Below are 20859 nucleotides of genomic sequence, written 5' to 3'. Positions count from 1 at the left end.
TAAAGCGGCTTAATAACCTAAAAAAAGATAAAATTTTAGTAGGACAAAAGCTTATCGTTGGGGTCAAAAAGGATGAAACCTCTACCAGAGAAAAATTAAAAACCACAGAAAAAAAAGAATATGTTTACCATATCGTAAAGAAGGGAGAAAGTTTAGATAGTATTGCAAAGAGATATCGTGTCTCTAAGGAGGAACTTAAGAGAATTAATCGGCTTAGGTCAGAAATTTTAACCCCAAACCAAAGACTTATCATCCGACCTAAGGAAGAGGACGAAGATTCTTATTTATCTCAGCCTTCAAAACCTTTAGAGGAAAAAGAGACGAGTTTTCAGGCTTTGGAAAAGAAGTTTGAAGGTTTAAAAAACAGTCCTAAGGTTAGCCGAAAGCAATGGGTGAGGTTGGCAGAGGAATATAAGCGGTTTTATCTCCTTTATCCAAACAACCCTTTAGCTCCTAAGGCAGTGTTACGAGTAGCCCAGGCGTATTATCAGGCTTATACCAAATCTTTTCGAAAATCAGACCTTAACCAAGCGGTGAAGAATTATCAAAGACTTTTGACTTATTATTCTAACTCAGCTGAGACAGAAGAAGCCTATTATATGCTGGCTAAGATATATGGTGAGGAGTTATCTGACAAAAACCTTGCTGAAAGATATAAAAAGGGGCTTGAGCAAAGGTTTCCTAAAAGTGCTTATCTTGCTCAACTAAAACCTTTACCTCAGCGATCTTCTCCTGCTACTCAAAAAGAAATCGCTAAAAAGAAGAAAAAAAAGAGAGAAACATTTGAATTTTATACTTCAAATCGAACCGCTCAAGAGCCTAAGATTACTTTAGCCCCTCAAGTGGTACCTAAGCGTTCTGAAACCAAGGTAAACGCTCAACCTATTCCAGCTTTAGTAGCTGATGCCAAAAGGGTGTTAGAGGTTTCCCCGGTAACAGGAGAAGACTATACCAGGATTATCATCGGTGTTTCTGGAAACTTTGAGTACCAGACAAACATCCTGAAAAGTCCCCCAAGGATTTATGTAGACATCTATCCAGCAAATCTTGACCCTAAAGTTCCTAAGGAAATAGAACTTAAGGACGTACATCTACAAAAGGTAAGAGTAGGTCAGTTTGATAAAAACGTAGTAAGGGTTGTGGTTGACCTAAAAAGCCTTACTTCTTACAAAATTTTTAAGTTAAAGGACCCTCATCAGCTTGTGCTTGATTTTACCGGCGAAGAAAAGATGCCTTCTACTGTTATAGCTACCAAACCTAAAAAGTCTAAGAGTTTGTCTTTTAAGAAAAAACAGACCGAGGACAAGCAGGAATACATAAATCTTGCGAGACAGTTTGGTTTAGGGATAAAAAGGATAGTAATAGACCCAGGACATGGGGGTGAAGACCCAGGGGCTGTAGGACCTACAGGGCTAAAGGAAAAAGAAGTCAACCTTCAGGTAGCTAAGCTGTTAGCGCAAAAACTTAAGGAGCGCTTGCCAGAGGTAAAGGTAATTTTAACAAGGAATACCGATGTTTTTATCCCCTTAATCCAGAGGCCAGCAATAGCTAATTCCAAAAAAGGTGACCTTTTTATCTCTATCCATACCAACGCCTCTCCTAACCCTAACGCAAGAGGTATCGAGGTGTATTATCTTAACTTTAGCACGGACCCAGAGTCTATGAGGGTTGCAGCTCTTGAAAACTCAGCTTCAGATAAAACTTTAAGCGACCTTCAAGATTTAATCAAGGCAGTTCTTTCTAACACCAAACTTTCAGAATCAAAGCTTTTGGCAGAAAAGGTTAACCAATATCTTCATCAAACCTTAGTAAGGTTTTATCCTGATACCACTTCTCGAGGGGTAAAGTGTGCTCCTTTCTTGGTTTTGGTAGGTACAAGGATGCCTGCTATTTTGGTAGAGGTGTCATTCATAACCAATCCTGTAGAGGAGTCACGACTTAAAAATCCTCATTATTTAGAGATGCTTGCTGAAGGTATCGCTAAGGGAGTAGAATCTTATATACAAACTCTAAAACTTTCTCAGAACTTCCATGGCAAAACCTCTTAAACCTCTTTTTGGCGTAGACCTGTTTTTTTCTCAGGGGCTTTATCAAGTTTATCAGAAGTATAAGGTTGCCCTTCTTTGCAATCAGGCCTCTCTTGATGAGACCTTTACCCCCACCTTTATAAGGTTTAAACAGGCCTTTGGGAAAAACTTCAGGCTTATCTTTTCCCCTCAGCATGGGCTTTACTCAGAGAAACAGGCTAACATGATAGGGTCTTATGACGAAGTGGAGCCCTTTACCCAAACCCCTGTGATAAGTCTTTATGGCCCAAGGTTAGAGCCAGAACCTTGTCATTTAGAAGACATAGATGTGGTTTTTGTGGACCTGCAGGAGGTTGGCTGTAGGGTATATACCTATATCTGGACGATGTTTTTGCTACTTAAGGTGTGTTTTAACTTAGGGAAAAAAGTAGTAGTCCTTGACAGACCAAACCCGATAGGAGGAAAGATCGAAGGCCCTTACTTAGAAGAAGATTTTAGATCCTTTGTAGGCCTTGACCCTTTACCTTTAAGGCATGGTTTAACCATAGGAGAATTAGCCTTACTGTTTAAAAAACGACATTTTCTAGGTTTGGATTTAGAGGTAGTTCCTGTAAAGGGTTACAGGAAAAGTTTGTTATGGAAGGAACTTGGGAGGCCTTGGGTTTTACCTTCCCCTAACCTTCCTTCCTGGTGGTGTAGTCTTGTTTATCCAGGTCAGGTGTTGCTTGAAGGAACAAACCTTTCTGAAGGTAGAGGCACAACCCTGCCCTTTCTGGTTTTTGGTGCCCCTTATTTAAGGATAGAAAAGGTGCTTCATTTTTGGGAAAAATTAGATTTTTCAGAGAAAAATTATGTAGTTTTAAGGCCTTTTGTTTTTGAGCCTACCTTTGATAAATGGAAAGGTAGCCGTTGTTTTGGTTTTCAACTATACGTGAAAGATCCTGTAAGGTTTCAACCAGTTAAAACCACCCTTATTTTGCTAAGGTTTATAAAAGAGAGTTTTTCAGAATTTGATTTTTCAAACGTTCCTTATGAGTTTGAAGAAAAAAAACGTCCGATAGACATTCTAGTAGGAAGTAAACCGGTGCTTGATTGGTTAGAAGGGAAAAAGGAAATTGACCTTGATTTTTACTTGTATTATAATTTAAAAAATTATCAGGAAGAGATAGCCTCTATTTTGATGTATGAGTAAAAATAAAACTTTATGGCTAAAAAGTCAAACAATAAAACGATTAGGTTTAAGTCTAACAAGGAGCGGGTAAGTTATTTACTGAAACTTTTTGAGAAGAAAGACAGGGTGCTTATCGTTATTTGGGCAGACCCTGATTCTCTTGCTTCAGCTTTAGCCTTTAAAAGAATATTGCAAAACCGGGTAGAAAAAGTAACCATAGCCAACATAAACGAAATAACCAGGCTTAACAATAAAGTGATGGTAGAGGTTTTGAAAATACCCTTGGTTAAGTATTATCCTAGGCTGCTTGAAGAACATGATAAATTTGTTTTGGTGGACTCGCAACCTTCTCATAGAGAGGAGTTTAAAAACATCAGTTGGGATGTGGTGATAGACCATCACCCTCTTTTTAGCGAAATCGAGGCTAAGTATTATGACATCAGACCTGATTATGGTGCTACGGCAACCATTCTATATGAATACTTAAAAACTTTAAGAATCAAACCCTCTGTCTACTTGGCTACAGCTTTGGTTTACGGGATAAAAACAGACACCAGCAACTTTGAAAAAAGTGCTAACATCCATGATGTAATGGCTTTTCAGAACCTTTATAAACACATGAACAAACATCTTCTTTCCAAGATAGAGAGCTCAAGCTTGAGGCGGTCTGAACTCAGGTATTTTAAGATTGCTTTAGACCAGCTTAAGTTTAGAAAAAACAGGATGTTTACCTATGTAGGGAAGGTGAGTAATACTGATGTTTTAGTGTTGATAGCTGATTTTTTCAACAAGGTGTATGAAACTTCTTGGGTGTTTGTAGGGGGTGAATACAAGAAAGTGTTAACTATCATCATTCGTTGTGATGGTTATAGAAAAAATGCAGGAAAAATGGCTAACAGACTTTTTAAAGACATCGGTTCTGCAGGAGGGCATAGAGAAAAGGCTCGGGCTGAAATTCCTTTTGCCAACCTTTCTACCCCTCCAGAGCTTTTTAATACCGATAAGCTTATCAAACTTTTTGATAAGTATTTTAAGTTGATAGATAGAAAAGAAAAAGAGAAGGTAAAAGAGTAAGTTATGTCAAGATTTGTAGATCAGGCAAAAATTTATGTTAAGGCAGGTAATGGTGGTGATGGCTGTGTAAGCTTTAGACGGGAAAAATACGTGCCTAAGGGGGGTCCAGACGGAGGCGACGGAGGGGATGGAGGGGATGTTATCTTGATGGCAGACCCTCAGGTCCATACCCTGTATGATTTTTATCATCAGGTACATTTTAAGGCTGAGAACGGTCGCCCTGGGATGGGCAAAAAGATGAAAGGAAGAGATGGGGAAGACCTTATCTTGCGTGTACCTGTAGGTACTGTTGTAAAAGATGCAGAAACCGGAGAGGTTTTAGGTGATTTGGTAACTCCTGGTCAAACCCTGGTAGTAGCCAAAGGAGGTAAAGGCGGCAGGGGGAACGCAAGGTTTGCTACCCCGGTCAGACAGGCCCCAAGAATTGCTGAAAAAGGAACCCCTGGAGAGGAAAGGTGGATTCTGCTTGAGTTAAAATTGATAGCAGATGTAGGACTGGTTGGTTTCCCTAACGCTGGGAAATCTACCCTTCTTAGCAGGATTTCTGCAGCTAAACCCAAAATCGCCGACTATCCTTTTACTACCCTTGAGCCTAATTTAGGGGTGGTAAGTCTGTTAGAAGGAGGGTCTTTTGTGGTGGCTGATATCCCAGGGCTGATAGAAGGAGCTCATAAGGGGATTGGTCTTGGGCATGACTTTCTAAGACATATCGAACGCACAAGGGTTTTACTCTACGTGCTTGACATAACCAAAAAAGAAGAGGTCTTGAAGGATTATCAAGTACTTAAAGAAGAACTCAGACTTTTTAACCCACGTTTATTAGAAAAGGAATACTTTATAGCCTTAAACAAGATAGATACGATAGCAGACCAAGAAGAGATAGAAAGAATCGTGTGTCTTTTCCCTGAAGAAGACCAACCAAAGATTTTTCCTATCTCTGCGGTATCAGGCCAAGGGGTGGTTCAGTTGATTTATGCCCTTTGGAGAAAAATAAACGAGATATTACAGACCAGTGACAAAGAGATCATTCAAGGACAATAAAGTTATGGATAGACAAGCCAGACTAAAAAAAGTTTTAAAAAATGTAAAAAGGATGGTAGTAAAGGTTGGTAGTGCGGTAATTACCAAACAGGATGAGGGATTAAACTATGAAGTTTTAGAAAACTTGGTTTATCAGCTTCAGAAAAAGGTTAAAGAGGGGTATAAGGTAGCTCTGGTTTCGTCAGGTGCGATTGCCTGTGGAAGGGCAAAGTTAAAGTTTTATAAAAAGCCTCTTGCTCTTTGTGAAAAACAGGCCTTGGCATCTATAGGACAGGCGGCTTTAATTCAGGCTTATGAAAACCTTTTTAATCAATACGGTATTTTTGTGTCTCAAATTCTTCTTACTGCAGAAGACCTATCTCTGAGGGAACGCTACCTTAACGCCAAAAAAACCTTTGAGACCTTGCTTAAATGGGGGATACTTCCTATAGTTAATGAAAACGATACAGTTACGACAGAAGGGATAAGATTTAGTGATAACGATACCCTTTCTGCTTTGGTTGCAGGAACCATCGAGGCAGACCTTTTGGTTATCCTTTCAGACATAGATGCCCTTTATAAGGAGGACCCAAGAGAAAACCCCCAGGCTGAAAAGATATCTGAGGTGTTTAGAGTAGATGAGACGATTTTTAAGATGGCAGGTAAAAAACCTGGAAGTCTAGGAAGGGGAGGGATGTATTCAAAGTTGCTGGCAGCTAAGATGGCAAACTCTATGGGCATTCCTGTGGTTCTTCTCTCAGGTAAGGAACCTTTTATTTTGGAAAAGTTTTGGGGAGGCCAAGAGATAGGTACCATCTTTTGGCCTGAAGAAAGAAAACTCAGCATGAGAAAACTTTGGATAAAATACTACATCAAACCAGAAGGTAGGATTTATATAGATGAAGGGGCTGAAAAGGCCTTATTAGAAAAAGGAAAAAGTCTACTTTTACCAGGGATTCAAAAGATAGAAGGAGAATTCCCAAAGGGTGCCTGTGTAGAATGTTTAAACCAGAAAGGAGAAATCATAGCCAAAGGCCTTACTGCATTTTCTTCCTATGATTTGCAAAATCTTCTCTCCTCTGATGAAAGACCTAACAAAGAGGTAATCCATAGAGATAATTTAGTAATCCTTAGCTCTTAAGCCCTGTTTTTTTCGTATTCTGTGATTTTTTCTATGATGGTGTGGGCTGAGTTAAAGGCTTTAAGGATGTTTCCTCCTTTGACCGCAAGGTCTCCTGCAAGAAAAATCTTAGGAAGGTTGGTTTCCAGATGTTCGTTTAGGATAGGATTTCCTTTTTCATCTAACTCTATTCCGATTTTTTTTAGAAAATTTTTAGGAGTGGTTCCTCCTAAACAGTAGATGATAACATCATAGAACTCAGTCGTTTCATCTTTAAAGAAGACCTTTATTTTTTCACCTTCAGGGGCTATCTGAATTATGTCTGTCCCTAATAAAAGTTTGATTTTTTCTTCTTTTTCTTTTTGATAAAGAAGGTTTAGGTTAGTTTCGTTTATCCTAAAAAAATAAGGCCTTCGGTAAGAAAGATGTACCTCGTTTTTGTCACAAAACTGAAGACTTACCTCAGCTGCTGTGTTTCCTCCACCTACCACTAAAATTTTTTTGTTTTCTAAGGCTACATCTGGTGGTTCAAAGAATACCCTGTTTTTTAGTTCAGAAGGAATGGGATATTCTGGTTTGTTAGGTGCACAAAAGATACCTATAGCAATGATTACAAACTCAGCCAAAAATGTGGGCTTATCCTTTACCCAGATTTCATAATCACCGTTATTCTTGACTATGTTGGTAACCTCAGAATTAAGTCTTACATCAAGTTTCCACTGTTTTATCCAGGAATTAATCCTTTCTAAAAACTCCTCTTTAGTTTCTGTCTCAAACGAGCAGAGCCCTATGGGTTTGACGTTTTTGTCTCGGTAATCAGCATCTACCCTTTTCCCTGGTTTGTAAAACTTGGAAATGGTATAGCATACCTCTTTATGTTTTTCCAGAACCACCACAGGCTCTAACCCTTTAGCTTTGGCTTCTATCGCGCAGGCAATACCTGCAGGGCCACCACCTACTATGGCAATCTTTACCCTTTCTAAGGGTTTTTCCATTACTATCCTCTTTATTTAATTTTTTGTTCCCAAGCCCAGGCGTGTTGGATGATGATTTCTAAGTTCTGAAACTTAGGTTCCCAGGAAAAAAGAGACTTAATTTTTCGATTATCGGCAATCAAAACCGGAGGGTCTCCAGGACGTCTTTCTGTCTCTATTACTTTAAAGTCAACCCCTGTGACCTTTTTTACAGCCTCTACCACCTGTCTTACCGAAACCCCAACCCCATACCCACAGTTTAAAACTAGGCTTTTTCCGCCATCAAGCAAGTATTCTAAGGCAAGGATATGAGCCTCGGCTAAGTCCATTACATGGATGTAGTCTCTGATGCAGGTCCCATCTGGGGTAGGATAGTTGGTGCCATAGATTTCAAGATAGGGATATTCTCCTTTAGCGGTTTTAAGGGCTCTTATGATAAGATGGGTAGGCTGGTTGTAGGCTGGTCCTAACTCAGCCTCTGGGTCTGCCCCTGCCACGTTAAAATATCTTAGGGCTATGTAGTCTAAAGCCTCTGCATGAGAAAGGTCCTCTAAGACCCTTTCTATCATCGCCTTGGTTCTACCATAAGGGTTGATGGGTTCTAAAGGTGCGTCCTCTGGTACAGGAATGGTTTTTGGTATACCATAAACCGCCGCTGAAGAGGAAAAAACAAACTTTTTAACCTTGGCTCTGCTCATCGCTGAAAGAAGTTTTAAGGTATTTTCTACGTTATTGCGGTAGTATTTTAGAGGAAAAGCTACACTTTCAGGAACCACGATAGAGGCTGCAAAATGCATCACAGCCTCAGGTTTTTCTTCCTTTAAGATTTTTTCTACCTTTTCTTCTACGGCAAGGTCTACTTGATAAAACTTGCCATAGGGGATTTTTTTTCCGGTGGTGCTAAGGTTATCGATGATAACCACTTCATATCCATTTTGGACTAAAAGTTTGGCTACATGAGACCCTATATATCCGCAGCCACCGGTGATTAAAATTTTAGGTTTTGCCATGTTAAAACCGTTTTACTTTTGTTTTGGATATGATACAATAAGTTTTGTATGTCGTCAACCAAAGTTTGGGTTAATAAACAGGTCGATTTAGAAGTTTTAAAACAATTTGTAACCAAAGGGTTTTTTACCCCGTTTCTTGCTCAAGTCTTGATCAATAAAGGCTTTACCAGCATAAAAGAAGCTTATCGTTTTCTCTTCCCCCAGCTTAGCGATTTTGGTGACCCTTTTTTGATTCCTGACATGTTACCTGCGGTAAAAAGAATATATCAGGCAGCTATTTCTAACGAGACCATAGGTATTTATGGAGACTCAGACGCTGACGGCATTATCGGAAGCTTTGTGTTGTATGATTTTTTGGTAAGTATTGGCTGTAAGGTTGAATGGCTTATTCCCAGTAAGGAAAAAGAAGGTTATGGTTTTCACGCCAAATTTTTGCCTTACTTCAAACAAAAAGGGGTAAGTCTTTTAATCACGGTAGATGTGGGAATTTCTGCAGCTGATACCGTAAACGAGGCTAAAGCCTTGGGAATAGATGTGATAGTTACAGACCATCACGAGGTAGTCGAAAAACCTGATACCATCGTGGTTTCTGGAAAGCTTACATCTAAAAGCTCTCCCTTTTATCATCTATGCGGGGCAGGGGTAGCTTTTACCCTGATAAGGGCTCTAAGAAAGTTTTTTTACGAGCAAGGGTTTTTTAGAGGAGACAACATCCCTCAGATACGAAAATACCTTGAGCTTGTGGGTTTAGCTACCTTAGCTGACATGGTGCCTCTGCTTGGAGAAAATCGCACGATTACCTTTTACGGGTTTAGAGACCTTTCCTCCCCCTCTTTTTTGGCAACAAAACTTCTTATAGAAAACTCAAGGCTAAACGGAACCCTTTCTGAAGAAGACCTACTTTATCGGGTTATTCCTAAGATAAACGCCGCAGGCAGGATGGGGACCCCTGAGTTGGTTTTTCAATTTTTAAAAGAAAACGAAGAAACTAAGGCTAAGGAGCTTTTAACTAAGATAGAGGGTATCAACCAGAGACGCCAGGAGCTTGAGTTAGAGATACTTTCTTCTTTAGAGAATTTGGCTAAGAGAGAGATAGAACGCTATCCTTTTATTTTTCTAGCTGCAGAAAATCTTCCCAAGGGTCTTTTAGGACTTATTGCTAATAGGTTAAAAAACCAGTATCAGGTTCCTGCTATCGTTGTTTCTATAGAAAACGGAGTAGGGTTTGCCTCTGGAAGAGCCCCTGAGGGGCTTAATCTTTTTAAGGCAGTTTCTAAGTGCGAAGACCTTCTTATTCAGTATGGCGGACATAAACATGCACTTGGATTTCAGGTAAGTCTTAATAACATAGAGGCCCTAAAATCTCGTTTAGCTGACGAAATCAAAAAATTAACTTTAGTTTCTAAACCTGAAAAAGAGATAGTATATGTTGAGGCTGAGGTAGAACTTGCAGAGCTTTTACATCCAGAAAACCTGAAGGCTTTAACTTATCTCCATCCCTACGGAGAGGCCCATCTCCCTCCAAACATTCTTATCAGAAATTTCGAGGTAAAAGAAAGATTTTTGTTAAAGGATAAACATTCTAAGTTTGTGCTTAAAAAAGGACTAAATGAGATCATCGCTATCTGGTTTAACCAGGTGGTAGAAGATGAAAGGATAAGGTTAGTTTTAGGTCAACCTTACGTAAACACCTACAGAAACACCTTAGAAATAAAGGTAGTTGATGTAAGATGAAAACCCGTACTATAAGTATAAGAGAGGAAAAGGAGGCTTTTGAAGAGCTTTACTTAGCACCTAAAGCTTGTAAGTCCCGATTTTCCCGGGGAAGAACTTATCCTGAAGAAGAGTGTGAGATAAGAACGGCTTTTGAAAGGGACCGGGACCGGATTATTCATTCCAAGGCCTTTAGAAGGCTAAAACATAAAACCCAAGTGTTTTTAGCCCCTAAAGGAGATCATTATCGGACGAGACTTACCCACACCTTGGAAGTAGCTCAGATAGCAAGGACTATAGCCAGGGCTTTAAATCTAAATGAGACCCTGACTGAGGCTATAGCTTTGGGGCATGACCTTGGGCATACTCCCTTTGGCCATGCAGGAGAAGAGGTCTTAAACGAGCTTTTAGAGGGTGGTTTTAGACACTATGAGCAGAGCTTGAGGGTGGTTGAGAAACTGGAAAAAGACGGAAGAGGCTTAAATCTTACGTTTGAGGTAAAGGAGGGTATTTTAAAACATTCTAAAGGGATGGGACCTATTCTAAGTAAGGGATCTGATAAGCCAAGCACTCTTGAAGCTGAGATAGTAAGGGTTTCAGATGTGATAGCTTATGTCAACCACGATGTAGATGATGCTCTAAGAGCAGGGATGATAGACTTAAAAGACCTTCCTCAAAATTCTAAAAAAATCCTGGGAGAAACCCATGCCCAAAGGATTTCTACGTTGGTAAAAAGTATCGTTTATTCTACCAGAGAGGCAAACTACTCTGAGATTGTGATGGAAGATAAGGTGCTTAGTGCTTTGACAGAGCTTAGAGAGTTTTTGTTTGAGAAAATCTATTTTTCCCAGTCTGTAAGAAAAGAGTTTGAGAAAGCCAAAAGACTGCTTTTACAGCTTTTTGAGTTTTATGACAAAAATTTTGAGAACATTCCTTATTTTATAAAGGCTAAATCGGTTTTTCCTGATGAGCCTAAAGAGAGATTGATAGCTGATTATATTTCAGGGATGACTGACAGATATGCTATCTACCAGTATTTTGAATGCTTTGTTCCTAAGCCTTGGCAAGGGCTGGAGAAGGTTTTTGGAGGCATAGACTATGAGCTATAAGAAGATAGGTTGGTTTACTACCGCAAGAGATAAGGCTGCTTTAGACCTGCTAAGGGTGGTATATTCGGAGATAAAAAAGGGAAACATACCTGCCAGATTAGAATATGTGTTTGTAAGCAAAGCACCAGATGAAGGAGAATGGGCAGAAAGGCTGATAAAAGAAGCTAAGGAAGATCTGGGGCTTAAGGTTATCTGTTTTTCTGCTGAACGCTTTAAACCAGAGCTTAGAAAGGCTCAAAGGGACCTCTGGAGAAAGGAGTATCACGCGGAGGTTTTAAAAAGGCTTGATATGGAGATAGACTTTGGGGTTTTAGCTGGTTATATGTGGATTACCTCAGAAGACTTTTGTAAGTCCTTAAGGTTGATCAATCTTCATCCAGCTCTTCCAGGAGGTCCTAAAGGGTCCTGGCAGGAGGTTATCTGGCAGCTTATTAGCGCAAGGGCTATGGAAACAGGGGCGATGTTTCATCAGGTAACTCCTGAACTTGACGAAGGCCCAGCCCTCACCTACTTTAGACTAAATCTTCGTACCCCTGAGTTTATCCCTTTGTGGGAAGAAACTGAGGCCAAACTTCTAAAATACCATCTTTCAGGGCTTAAAAAACTCGAAGGAGAAGAAAACGCCCTCTTTAGAAAAATTCGCGAAGAAGAACTGAAAAGAGAGTTGCCTTTGCTTGTGTTTACTTTAAAATATCTATGCGAGGAAAAAATAGGGTTTGAGGGAGATATCCCTGTTGATTTAACAGAAGAAATAGAAAAAAGCTTACCGGATTTTATCATAACTTAACCAGGAGGAAAGCGATGAAAAAGATTTTATATGTTGGATGTTTAGGTTTTAGTCTTTTGTTAGGAGGGTGTGTAGCCTCTCAAGATGAAATACAAGCTCTAAAGGTTAAGGTCCTTAACCTTGAAACTACCCTTCAACAGCAATCGCAAAACCAAAAGGCCATAGCAAACGAACTTAATCAGTTAAAAGAAAGGATAAATGCCTTAGAAAAAAAACTGAGCGAGGACCTGCTTTTAGAGGTAAAAACCAAGGCCTTAGCTGAGATAGAGGAACTTAAGTCTTCTCAGGCTAAGATATCTTCTCAGGTAGAGGACCTTGTGGCTTCAAAAGAAGACCTTTATAAGACCTTTACCAAACAATCAGAAGAGCTTAAAACCAGAATAGAAGCCCTGGAATTAAAGGTAAAATCTTTAGAAGAAAAGGGGTCTTCTTCTCAAGCCACTTCCTCAAGCGTATCTAACGAAACTGCATCTAAACCATCAAACCAAACTGTATCTAACGCAACCCAGGAAACCAAACCTCAAACCCTTACTTCTTCAAGTAACGCTACCTCTAACGGGACTGCTAAAACAGAGGCTTCCAAACAGCAAGGATCTCCTCAAAAAGAGCTAACTGAGGCTGAGGTCTACAGCCAGGCTTTTGACCTCTATCAGCAAAAAAAGTGGGATGAAGCTATGAATGCCTTTAAACAGTATCTACAAAAATACCCTAAAGGCAAGTTTTTAGCCCAGAGTCATTATTGGCTGGGAGAAATTTATTACAATAAAAAGGATTACGAAGACGCTATTTTGTCCTATCAAAAGGTTATAGAAAGCTCTGCTCCCGCGACTTTAAAGGCCTCAGCCATGTATAAACAAGCTTTAAGTTTTAAAAACTTAGGAGATAAAGATGCCTACACCATCTTATTGAAACGTATCATAAAACTCTATCCTAAAAGTAAAGAAGCTGAGGAGGCCAAAAAACTTTTAGGTATAAAAAGGTAGGTTAAGCTTTTTTAAGCCTGTAGGGGTTAATAGTCAACACAGGAATAGGAGAGTTTTTTACCACACCGTTTGCTACGCTTCCAAAGAGGATTCTATCAAGCCCTTTTTTCCCATGGGTTCCCATTACGATAAGGTCTGCCTTGACTTTTTCTCCGGTTTCGATGATCTTTTCAACCACGTCGCCTTTTTCGATGATCTTTTCAACCACGTCGCCTTTTACGATAATAGACTGAGCCTCAGGATAGTCAGCAAAGTGTTTCTTCATAAAGTCTTCCATAGACTTTTGAGCCCCTTCTAAAAGCACATTTTCAAGGTCTGTAAGGGTTTTTACCGAACCATAGAGTCCTTCATAGGCAGCCAAATCTTCTAAAACAAAGACAACATGAATTTTAGAATTAAGCTTTTTAGCAAGATCCTTAGCCCATTCAGCCACAAACTCAGAAACCTCAGAAAAATCTACAGGAACTAAAATGTTTTTAATCTCAACCATAAATCCCTCCTTGTAAGGATTTTTTTTATACTATATTTTATTTTTATGATAAGTTTAAAAGTTTTTTAATCAAGGGATAATATCATAAATTGCCGATAGAAATTTATAAACTTTGATGACATATCGTTTATCTAATTGGGTCTACCCGTAAATACCTCTATAACTTTAGCCCTACCCTTAATCTCCTTCATGAGCCTCTCTAAATGATTCATCGTGTCAATAAATCTTTTAACCTCATCTCTCAACTTGGCAAATCTTTATTAAAAGGCCTGTAGGTGATATTCAAGGTGTTTTTCAACATCCCCCTTGAATTAAATTCAGTCTACCTGCAGGAATTCTCAGACAAACGAAAAGTTTCTTACTTAAATTGATAAGAAAAGTAAACCTTAAGACCTTTCTCCTTGACGTAACTTCTTAAACATCCTTTTTCTTAAGCTGTGTCTTGGCCTTCTCAGGTTAGAAAATTTTTGGTATAATGTAACACTATTATAATGGAGATAGAAAATGCAAGCCTGTCCCATATACCAGACTACTGTAGAATCACATACCGAGACCTATACAGCCCCTTACAACGAGCAGGAATACAAAAACTATGAATCTCACACCTGCGATATCCACTGGTGGAAGCCCGTTGAAGCTTATATCTATCTTAAAGTTTAAAGCAAATGGAATGAATTTTACTTTTCAGGGAGGAAAAAGATGAAATCCGTTATCCTTGCTGGAGGCTCTGGGACAAGGCTTTATCCAGTTACCCACGTTGTTAACAAACATCTTCTTCCTATTTACAACAAACCTATGATTTATTACCCTCTATCTCTAAGTATGCTTATCGGAATAAGAGAGACGATTCTGGTAGTTAATCCTCAAGATGTGGAAAACTTCAAAAGGCTTTTAGGTGATGGTTCTCATCTTGGCATGAGGATAGATTATGTGATTCAGGAAAGACCAAGAGGACTTGCAGAAGGACTTATCCTGACAGAACTATATCTAAAAAACCAGAATTGTATACTCTACATGCTTGGAGACAACATATTTTTCGGGCATGACCTTCCCAAAATAATGCTTTCTGCAAAAGAGGAAGTGAGAAAAGAGGGTGGGGCTTGTGTTTTTGCCTACTATGTGCATGACCCAGAAAGGTTTGGTGTAGTTGAGTTTGACGAATCTGGGAGAGTATTATCTTTGGAAGAGAAACCTAAAAAGCCAAAGTCAAACTACGCAGTCGTAGGTATGTATTTCTATGATAGCGAGGTTTTTGAAATAGCTAAATCCATAAAACCATCTCACAGAGGTGAGTTAGAAATAACTTCTGTAAACGAGGAATATCTAAAAAGAGGAAAGTTGAAAGCTAAACTTCTTGGAAGAGGCTTTGCCTGGTTTGATGCTGGAACCCATGAGAGTTTCCTTGAAGCTGGAGAGTTTGTGGCAACAATTGAGAAAAAAACAGGACTCATGATAGGCTGTATAGAAGAGATAGCCTATAGAAACGGCTGGATAGATAAGGAGCAACTTTTAAAGCTTGCAGAGCCTTTGAAAAAGACTGATTATGGAAAGTATTTAATAAACCTTACTAAGGAAAGCTAAATGCCCTTTACTTTTAAAAAACTTGCTATTCCAGATGTGGTGCTTATTGTTCCTAAGGTATTTAGGGACGAGAGAGGATATTTTATGGAAACTTATAAAAGGTCTGAATTTGAAGTGGAAGGAATAAATGTAGATTTTATTCAAGATAATCATTCCTATTCTATAAAAGGCGTCCTACGAGGTCTTCACTACCAGAAAAAGCCTAAAGTTCAAGGAAAGCTTGTTAGATGCGTAGTAGGAAGAATATTTGATGTAGCTGTAGACATAAGAAAAGATAGTCCGACCTTTGGAAAATGGGTAGCTGTTGAGCTTTCCGAAGAAAACGGGTACATGCTTTGGATCCCAGAAGGATTTGCTCACGGATTTTTAGTTCTTTCAGATTTTGCTCATGTTATTTATAAGGTTTCAGGGGCTGAATACTCCCCTGAGCACGATGCTGGTATTATTTGGAATGACGAAGACATAGCGATTAAATGGCCTTTGGACCAGGTAGATAGGATAGTGTTATCCCAGAAGGATGCTAAACTTCCTAAATTAAGAGACTTGAAAGAGGAGGATTTACTTTGAAAGTATTAGTAACAGGTGGTGCCGGGTTTATTGGTAGTGCTTTTGTCAGGTTGTATGCTTCTGTGTATACCGTAGGGGTAGTAGATGCACTAACTTATGCTGGAGATTTAGAGAGACTATCTTCGATTGAAGGCTTGTATGAATTCTACCATGCAGATATAACAGATATGTCAGCCCTCAAGAAGGTTTTTGAAGATTTTCGTCCCGATGTGGTGGTTCATTTTGCTGCGGAAACTCATGTAGACAGGTCAATTTTAGAACCTCAGAAATTTGTTAAAACCAACGTAGAAGGAACTTTAAATCTTTTAGAACTTGCAAGGGAGTTTAAGATAGAGAGATTTGTAAATATATCTACAGATGAGGTTTATGGGGAATTAGGAGAGACTGGAAAATTCAAAGAAGACACCCCTTTAAACCCAAACTCACCCTATTCAGTAAGCAAGGCAAGTGCTGACATGCTTGGAAGAGCCTATTACAGAACTTATGGCCTTCCTGTTATCACAGTTAGACCCTCAAACAACTACGGACCCTGGCAGTACCCAGAAAAGCTGATTCCTGTGGTTATACTCAAAGCTCTTAAAAACGAACATATTCCTGTTTACGGCACAGGTATGAACATAAGGGAATGGCTTTACGTAGATGACTGCGCAAGAGCTATAGGTATGATTTTGGAGCAAGGTATTGTGGGTGAAATTTACAACATCTCAAGTGGGGAAGAAAAAAGAAACATAGAGGTGGTTAGGGAAATCCTGAGGTTATTGGGTAAAGACGAAACACTTATAAGGTTTGTTAAAGACAGACCTGGGCATGACTATAGGTATGCTACAGATGCAACCAAAATAAGAACTGAACTTGGTTGGGAGCCTAAGATTAAGTTTGAAGAAGGGCTTAAAAAGACGGTGGGTTGGTATTTAGAACACATAGATTGGGTTAAAGCTAAGCTAAGAGATCTTGAGGAACTCTGGAAAAAGGTTTATTCATGAAGATTCTCATAACTGGGGCAAAAGGGCAGTTAGCAAGAGAGTTTATAAGACAATTTACACAAAAAGGTACAGAGTTTGTAGATTTTTCAAGGGAAGAGCTTGATGTTTCTGATTTTAAGGCAGTTTTTAAGATAATTAAAGAAATAAAACCAACCATAGTTATAAACTGTGCTGCTTACAATAACGTCGATGGTGCAGAGAAAGAAAAAGAAAGAGCTTTTTTGGTTAACGCCATAGGCCCGTATAACCTAAGTGTTGTTTGTAGTGACATAAAAGCTTTGTTGATTCACTTCTCAACAGATTATGTTTTTGATGGTACAAAGGAAGGGCTTTATACAGAAGAAGACGAGCCAAACCCTTTGAATGAATACGGAAAAAGTAAACTCTGGGGAGAGCGTTTCATTCAGGAAAACATGGAAAATTACCTTATTTTTCGCACAAGCTGGGTATACGGAGAGGGAACGCAAAACTTTCTTTATAAACTTAACCAGTGGGCTAAAAATCAGGAATATTTGAGGATTGCCTGCGATGAGTTTTCGGTGCCAACATCTACAAGAACCATTGTAGAAGTGACCCTTAAAGCCATAGAACAAGGTCTTACCGGGCTTTATCATCTTGTGAATTCTGGCTATGCATCCCGCTTTGAATGGACGAGGGAATACTTTAGGCTTAAAGGTATAGATAAGTTTATCTACCCTGCCTATCAATCTGACTTTAACCTTCCTGCCAAAAGACCACGCTTTTCTCCCATGAGTAATGATAAAATATGTAAAAGGCTTGGGATAGAGATAAGGCATTGGAAAGATGAATTGATTGCCTTTTTTCAGTACAGCTATGAAGTCTAAGTAACTAATTCCATATTTCTGGATAAATTTTTGAAATGTGAGACTTCCCAAACCAAAGCTTTTTTTCTCTCCTGGGGCTCTGTCTAATTGGTAAGATTGGGTACCAAAGACATAACAAAATAGAGGAAGGAAATAAGTTCCTTCCTCTATTTAGGATTAAAAATCTCAACAGAATAAGCTTTAGTTTTGTAATTTTAAGCCTTTAGCATCAAGCTCAGGTCTTTTTCAGGCTCTGAGATAAGCCTTATGTTATAGTTTTCCGCTAAGAATGAGACCACGTTTTCAGACAGAAAGGCAGGCAAACTTGGACCAAGAAAGATGTTTTTAATCCCAAGGTATAAGAGGGTAAGCAAGATGGCTACTGCTTTTTGCTCATACCAGGAGACCACCAAAGAAAGAGGAAGCTCGTTTACCCCTACTCCAAAAGCCTGACTCATAGCCAAGGCTATCTGAATGGCAGAATAGGCATCATTACATTGCCCTATGTCTAAAAGCCTCGGTATACCTTCGATATCTCCCAGGTCTTTATCGTAAAATCTGTATTTTCCGCAAGCAAGGGTGAGGATAACGGCATCCTGAGGAACTATTTCTACAAACTTGGTGTAGTAGTTACGACCTGGTTTAGCCCCATCACAGCCACCTACCAGGAAGAAATGTTTAATTTTTCCTGCTTTAACCAGTTCTATTACCTTGTCTGCTACAGAAAGTACTGCGTTTCTGGCAAATCCAACCATAACCTCTTTCCCTGGATTGTCTTCGGTAAACCCAGGCATAGAAAGGGCTTTTTCGATTACCGCAGAAAAGTCTTTACCCTTTATATGAGTTACCCCTGAGAACCCAACCGGACCTAAGGTAAAAACTCTGTCTTTGTATTCTTCCTTAGGAGGCATAAGGCAGTTGGTAGTCATAACGATAGGTCCAGGAAAGTTAACAAACTCTTTTTGCTGGTTTTGCCAGGCAGTTCCATAATTACCGTATAGATGAGGAAATTTTTTTAGCTCAGGATAGCCATGAGCAGGGAGCATCTCCCCATGGGTATAGATATAGATGCCCCTTCCTTCTGTCTGTCTAAGCAGCTCATAGAGGTCCTCTAAGTCGTGTCCAGAAACAAGGATGGCTTTTCCAGCTTTGGTGCCAAGAGGCACTTTGGTAGGCACAGGATGGCCAAAGACTTGAGTGTTTGCCTTATCGAGAAGTTCCATAACTTTAAGGTTTAACTCTCCTACCTCTAAAGCCCTTTTAACCCAGGCCTCTAAGTCTTCTTTTTCCTTATAAACGTCTACCAAAAGCTGTTTAAATTTGCGATAAACCTTTTGGTCCCACACCCCAAGTTTATGGGCATGGTAGGCATAGGCAGCGATACCTTTTAAACCATAGAGCACACAGAGTTTAAGAGAAAAGATGTCTTCTCCCCAAACTTCTTTAAACTTAGGGTCTATTTCATATTCTTTAGCAAGGTTTATCAACTCATCCATGCTTGATGTAGGGATTTTGTCAAACGAGGATTTTACCTGGTAGGTGTTTTCGATTTTTTCTGTTAAGGTAGAAGCTTCCTCGATATAAGCTTTAATTCTTTCAGGGTCAAAATTGACGTTAGTTAGGGTTGCAAACATTCCTTCCAGGATGAAAAAGTCTACTTCTGGGTCGTTATATCCTTTAGGTTGAGCCAAAAGATAGGCCTCTGAGAGCCCGGCCAGGTTATAGATTAGTAAGTCCTGTAAAAGGTCAGCTTCTGGGGTTTTGCCACATACCCCTTTTACTGTACAGGCCTTGCCTCCTGCGGTTTGTTCGCACTGGTTACAAAACATCTTTGCACCTCCTTTTTAAGTTTTTATAGAAAATAAAATAATTTAGAAAAGAAAATTTTTCCTTGACTTGGGTCAAAAAGGACGATACCCTTAGCCTTTCATTTTAAAACCTAACCTATTGACAAAACCATAAAATATTTTAAGTTTTATTTAAACAGACGGTTGGGGGATCGTCTAATTGGCAGGACAGTGGACTCTGGATCCACGAGTGGAGGTTCGAGTCCTCCTCCCCCAGCCATCAACTAAGTTTCTGTAATAAGTTTCATCAGGTAGTCTTTATACTCCCTTTCATTACCTTCTCAAACATTTTCAGCAGTGTTTCAACCAGACAAAATTTAGTAAGTTTGTAGGTTTGTGGTAGGTTTTTGACCTTCAAAATTTAGAAGCCTTTGTTCTGCAAATCTTTATCAACTAAGTAAATCTTTATTGACTTCTTAGAAAGAATTTGTTTAAAATTATTATTATAGAAAAATAAAAAAGGGGGAGGGGCGATGAGTGCACTAAAATCGGTTTTATTTTTAATCCCTTTGGTTTTACTTGTTTCTGGTTCAGTTTTGGCTAAAAATTCTAAAAAAATCCTAATGATCATTGCTCATCAAAATTTTAGGGATGAGGAGTTGTTAATCCCTAAGGAACTCTTTGAAAAAGAGGGTTATGAGGTAGTAATAGCTTCCTCTTCTTTAAAGCCGGCTAAGGGGATGCTTGGGGCTTTGGTAACGCCTCAGATTTTACTTGACCAGGTAGAGGTAAAAGATTATGATGCTATCGTTTTTGTAGGAGGTATAGGAGCTCAAGAATATTTTCATAATACTAAAGCACATAAAATTGCGAAAGAAGCTCTTTCTCAGGGAAAAGTTTTAGGGGCGATTTGTCTTGCTCCCAGAATATTAGCTGAAGCAGGAGTATTAAAAGGTAAAAAAGCAACCGTATGGAGCTCAGAAGGTAAGGTTTTAGAAGAGAAAGGAGCCGAATATACAGGGAAACCTGTAGAAGTTGACGGAAAAGTAGTTACAGGCTCTGGTCCTCAAGCAGCAGAAGAATTTGCAAAAAGCATACTAAAACTTTTAAAATCTTAAAAAATTTTTCATCCTCGAAAATATTTTGAATACCTCAATCTTTCTCGCCCTGCCTTTCTTTATTAAAATTATTTTTCTCAATCCTCAAAATTATCTTTTTAAAAAGGATAAAAAAATATCAACCCTAAATTACCGATAGAAATTTATATCTTTCATTTTTTCCTATTTTCCAATCTGTCTAAACGATTTAATAAATAATTTTATGCCTTTACCTGGTTCAAACAAAGGGTACAGCACCTGGCAAGATACAAGCAAAAAAAAACAGACAGCCAATATGACTTACAAAGGATTTTGTGGATATATAGTGAGATGCCCCCATATACGAGACTGTTATTATGAGAGAGTCTTTTAATTATATGCCCCCATCTTGAGACACCTTTTATGATCACCCTGCAAAACTCCTTTGACCTAAACTCAGGCCCATCGTCTCGCCTAAAAATCCTTGGTGGCCCATACACCTCACAAAGCCTGTCCAAATACTCAGCAACTGTCCTCCCAGTTAGTGAATAATCAACTACCGA

General features: G+C 39.1%; 19 protein-coding genes, 1 tRNA gene and 1 pseudogene. 16 read left to right on the top strand and 5 right to left on the bottom strand.

Annotation, left to right across the window (positions count from 1 at the left end):
- From H529_RS11330 to proB, 5 genes are all read left to right on the top strand, one after another.
- A partial coding sequence (locus tag H529_RS11330; protein WP_022856053.1) for an N-acetylmuramoyl-L-alanine amidase occupies positions 1-2048 on the top strand: 2048 nt, incomplete at its 5' end.
- Complete coding sequence (locus tag H529_RS0108320) at positions 2032-3219, top strand: exo-beta-N-acetylmuramidase NamZ family protein (RefSeq protein WP_022856052.1); 1188 nt, start codon at positions 2032-2034, stop codon at positions 3217-3219. The genes H529_RS11330 and H529_RS0108320, both read left to right, overlap by 17 nt.
- A 12-nt stretch (positions 3220-3231) precedes the next feature.
- Positions 3232-4272, top strand: coding sequence for a DHH family phosphoesterase (locus H529_RS0108315; protein WP_022856051.1), 1041 nt, complete (start codon positions 3232-3234; stop codon positions 4270-4272).
- Positions 4273-4275: 3 nt separating this feature from the next.
- Entirely contained in the window at positions 4276-5313 is a 1038-nt protein-coding gene (gene obgE, locus H529_RS10710; RefSeq protein WP_022856050.1) for a GTPase ObgE, read from the top strand.
- 4 nt (positions 5314-5317) lie between these two features.
- Positions 5318-6433: a glutamate 5-kinase gene (gene proB, locus H529_RS0108305; protein ID WP_022856049.1), complete on the top strand. Its 1116-nt coding sequence runs from the start codon at positions 5318-5320 to the stop codon at positions 6431-6433.
- Here proB and H529_RS0108300 read toward each other — a convergent pair.
- Both H529_RS0108300 and galE read right to left on the bottom strand, forming a co-directional pair.
- Complete coding sequence (locus tag H529_RS0108300; RefSeq protein WP_022856048.1) at positions 6430-7407, bottom strand: NAD(P)-binding domain-containing protein; 978 nt, start codon at positions 7405-7407, stop codon at positions 6430-6432. The two genes, proB and H529_RS0108300, sit on opposite strands and share 4 nt — an antisense overlap.
- A gap of 11 nt (positions 7408-7418) precedes the next feature.
- Positions 7419-8396, bottom strand: coding sequence for a UDP-glucose 4-epimerase GalE (gene galE, locus H529_RS0108295; protein ID WP_022856047.1), 978 nt, complete (start codon positions 8394-8396; stop codon positions 7419-7421).
- Between the two features lie 48 nt (positions 8397-8444).
- On the opposite strand from galE, the gene recJ reads away from it, so the two are divergent.
- From recJ to ybgF, 4 genes are read left to right on the top strand one after another with little or no spacing between them, the layout of a single operon-like run.
- The gene (recJ, locus tag H529_RS0108290) at positions 8445-10130 is read left to right on the top strand and encodes a single-stranded-DNA-specific exonuclease RecJ (protein ID WP_022856046.1); all 1686 of its coding nucleotides are present in this window, start codon (positions 8445-8447) and stop codon (positions 10128-10130) included.
- Positions 10131-10141: 11 nt separating this feature from the next.
- Entirely contained in the window at positions 10142-11218 is a 1077-nt protein-coding gene (locus H529_RS10705; RefSeq protein ID WP_051132423.1) for a deoxyguanosinetriphosphate triphosphohydrolase, read from the top strand.
- The gene (locus H529_RS10700) at positions 11208-12005 is read left to right on the top strand and encodes a formyltransferase family protein (RefSeq protein WP_022856044.1); all 798 of its coding nucleotides are present in this window, start codon (positions 11208-11210) and stop codon (positions 12003-12005) included. The genes H529_RS10705 and H529_RS10700 overlap by 11 nt, the downstream gene beginning before the upstream one ends.
- A 14-nt stretch (positions 12006-12019) precedes the next feature.
- Positions 12020-12988: a tol-pal system protein YbgF gene (gene ybgF / locus H529_RS0108275; protein ID WP_022856043.1), complete on the top strand. Its 969-nt coding sequence runs from the start codon at positions 12020-12022 to the stop codon at positions 12986-12988.
- Between the two features lies 1 nt (position 12989).
- Here ybgF and H529_RS0108270 read toward each other — a convergent pair whose 3' ends face one another.
- Positions 12990-13478, bottom strand: a complete 489-nt coding sequence (locus H529_RS0108270) for a universal stress protein (RefSeq protein WP_022856042.1) — start codon at positions 13476-13478, stop codon at positions 12990-12992.
- 504 nt (positions 13479-13982) lie between these two features.
- On the opposite strand from H529_RS0108270, the gene H529_RS11600 reads away from it, so the two are divergent.
- Genes H529_RS11600 through rfbD form a run of 5 tightly spaced genes read left to right on the top strand, consistent with a single transcriptional unit; the run spans position 13983 to position 17454 of the window.
- Entirely contained in the window at positions 13983-14138 is a 156-nt protein-coding gene (locus tag H529_RS11600; RefSeq protein ID WP_155984473.1) for a hypothetical protein, read from the top strand.
- A gap of 39 nt (positions 14139-14177) precedes the next feature.
- A complete protein-coding gene (gene rfbA, locus H529_RS0108265; protein ID WP_022856040.1) occupies positions 14178-15059 on the top strand; it encodes a glucose-1-phosphate thymidylyltransferase RfbA in 882 nt (293 codons plus the stop codon).
- Entirely contained in the window at positions 15060-15626 is a 567-nt protein-coding gene (gene rfbC / locus H529_RS0108260) for a dTDP-4-dehydrorhamnose 3,5-epimerase (protein ID WP_022856039.1), read from the top strand.
- Positions 15623-16609: a dTDP-glucose 4,6-dehydratase gene (rfbB, locus tag H529_RS0108255; protein WP_022856038.1), complete on the top strand. Its 987-nt coding sequence runs from the start codon at positions 15623-15625 to the stop codon at positions 16607-16609. The genes rfbC and rfbB overlap by 4 nt, the downstream gene beginning before the upstream one ends.
- A complete protein-coding gene (rfbD, locus tag H529_RS0108250) occupies positions 16606-17454 on the top strand; it encodes a dTDP-4-dehydrorhamnose reductase (protein WP_022856037.1) in 849 nt (282 codons plus the stop codon). The genes rfbB and rfbD overlap by 4 nt, the downstream gene beginning before the upstream one ends.
- A gap of 194 nt (positions 17455-17648) precedes the next feature.
- Here the strand turns inward: rfbD and hcp are convergent, their stop codons facing one another.
- Positions 17649-19262 carry a hydroxylamine reductase gene (hcp, locus tag H529_RS0108245; RefSeq protein WP_022856036.1) on the bottom strand — a complete coding sequence of 538 codons (1614 nt, stop codon included), beginning with the start codon at positions 19260-19262 and terminating at the stop codon, positions 17649-17651.
- 163 nt (positions 19263-19425) lie between these two features.
- Between hcp and H529_RS0108240 the strand changes: the two genes are divergently transcribed.
- Both H529_RS0108240 and H529_RS0108235 read left to right on the top strand, forming a co-directional pair.
- Positions 19426-19500 (top strand) — tRNA-Gln (locus H529_RS0108240).
- A 253-nt stretch (positions 19501-19753) separates the two neighbouring features.
- Positions 19754-20338 carry a DJ-1/PfpI family protein gene (locus H529_RS0108235; protein WP_028843143.1) on the top strand — a complete coding sequence of 195 codons (585 nt, stop codon included), beginning with the start codon at positions 19754-19756 and terminating at the stop codon, positions 20336-20338.
- Between the two features lie 200 nt (positions 20339-20538).
- On the opposite strand, the pseudogene H529_RS11905 reads toward H529_RS0108235, so the two are convergent.
- Positions 20539-20859: pseudogene (locus H529_RS11905) on the bottom strand (hypothetical protein); the annotation flags it as partial.

The organism is Thermodesulfobacterium thermophilum DSM 1276, from assembly GCF_000421605.1.
Classification (GTDB): Bacteria; Desulfobacterota; Thermodesulfobacteria; order Thermodesulfobacteriales; family Thermodesulfobacteriaceae; genus Thermodesulfobacterium; species Thermodesulfobacterium thermophilum.
This window is presented reverse-complemented; position numbering and strand designations above follow the sequence as displayed.

Coding starts and splice junctions, on each gene's coding strand:
- H529_RS0108320 (WP_022856052.1), top strand. CDS start 2,032: ATGGCAAAACCTCTTAAACCTCTTTTTGGCGTAGACCTGTTTTTTTCT.
- H529_RS0108315 (WP_022856051.1), top strand. CDS start 3,232: ATGGCTAAAAAGTCAAACAATAAAACGATTAGGTTTAAGTCTAACAAG.
- obgE (WP_022856050.1), top strand. CDS start 4,276: ATGTCAAGATTTGTAGATCAGGCAAAAATTTATGTTAAGGCAGGTAAT.
- proB (WP_022856049.1), top strand. CDS start 5,318: ATGGATAGACAAGCCAGACTAAAAAAAGTTTTAAAAAATGTAAAAAGG.
- H529_RS0108300 (WP_022856048.1), bottom strand. CDS start 7,407: ATGGAAAAACCCTTAGAAAGGGTAAAGATTGCCATAGTAGGTGGTGGC.
- galE (WP_022856047.1), bottom strand. CDS start 8,396: ATGGCAAAACCTAAAATTTTAATCACCGGTGGCTGCGGATATATAGGG.
- recJ (WP_022856046.1), top strand. CDS start 8,445: ATGTCGTCAACCAAAGTTTGGGTTAATAAACAGGTCGATTTAGAAGTT.
- H529_RS10700 (WP_022856044.1), top strand. CDS start 11,208: ATGAGCTATAAGAAGATAGGTTGGTTTACTACCGCAAGAGATAAGGCT.
- ybgF (WP_022856043.1), top strand. CDS start 12,020: ATGAAAAAGATTTTATATGTTGGATGTTTAGGTTTTAGTCTTTTGTTA.
- H529_RS0108270 (WP_022856042.1), bottom strand. CDS start 13,478: ATGGTTGAGATTAAAAACATTTTAGTTCCTGTAGATTTTTCTGAGGTT.
- H529_RS11600 (WP_155984473.1), top strand. CDS start 13,983: ATGCAAGCCTGTCCCATATACCAGACTACTGTAGAATCACATACCGAG.
- rfbA (WP_022856040.1), top strand. CDS start 14,178: ATGAAATCCGTTATCCTTGCTGGAGGCTCTGGGACAAGGCTTTATCCA.
- rfbC (WP_022856039.1), top strand. CDS start 15,060: ATGCCCTTTACTTTTAAAAAACTTGCTATTCCAGATGTGGTGCTTATT.
- rfbD (WP_022856037.1), top strand. CDS start 16,606: ATGAAGATTCTCATAACTGGGGCAAAAGGGCAGTTAGCAAGAGAGTTT.
- hcp (WP_022856036.1), bottom strand. CDS start 19,262: ATGTTTTGTAACCAGTGCGAACAAACCGCAGGAGGCAAGGCCTGTACA.
- H529_RS0108235 (WP_028843143.1), top strand. CDS start 19,754: ATGAGTGCACTAAAATCGGTTTTATTTTTAATCCCTTTGGTTTTACTT.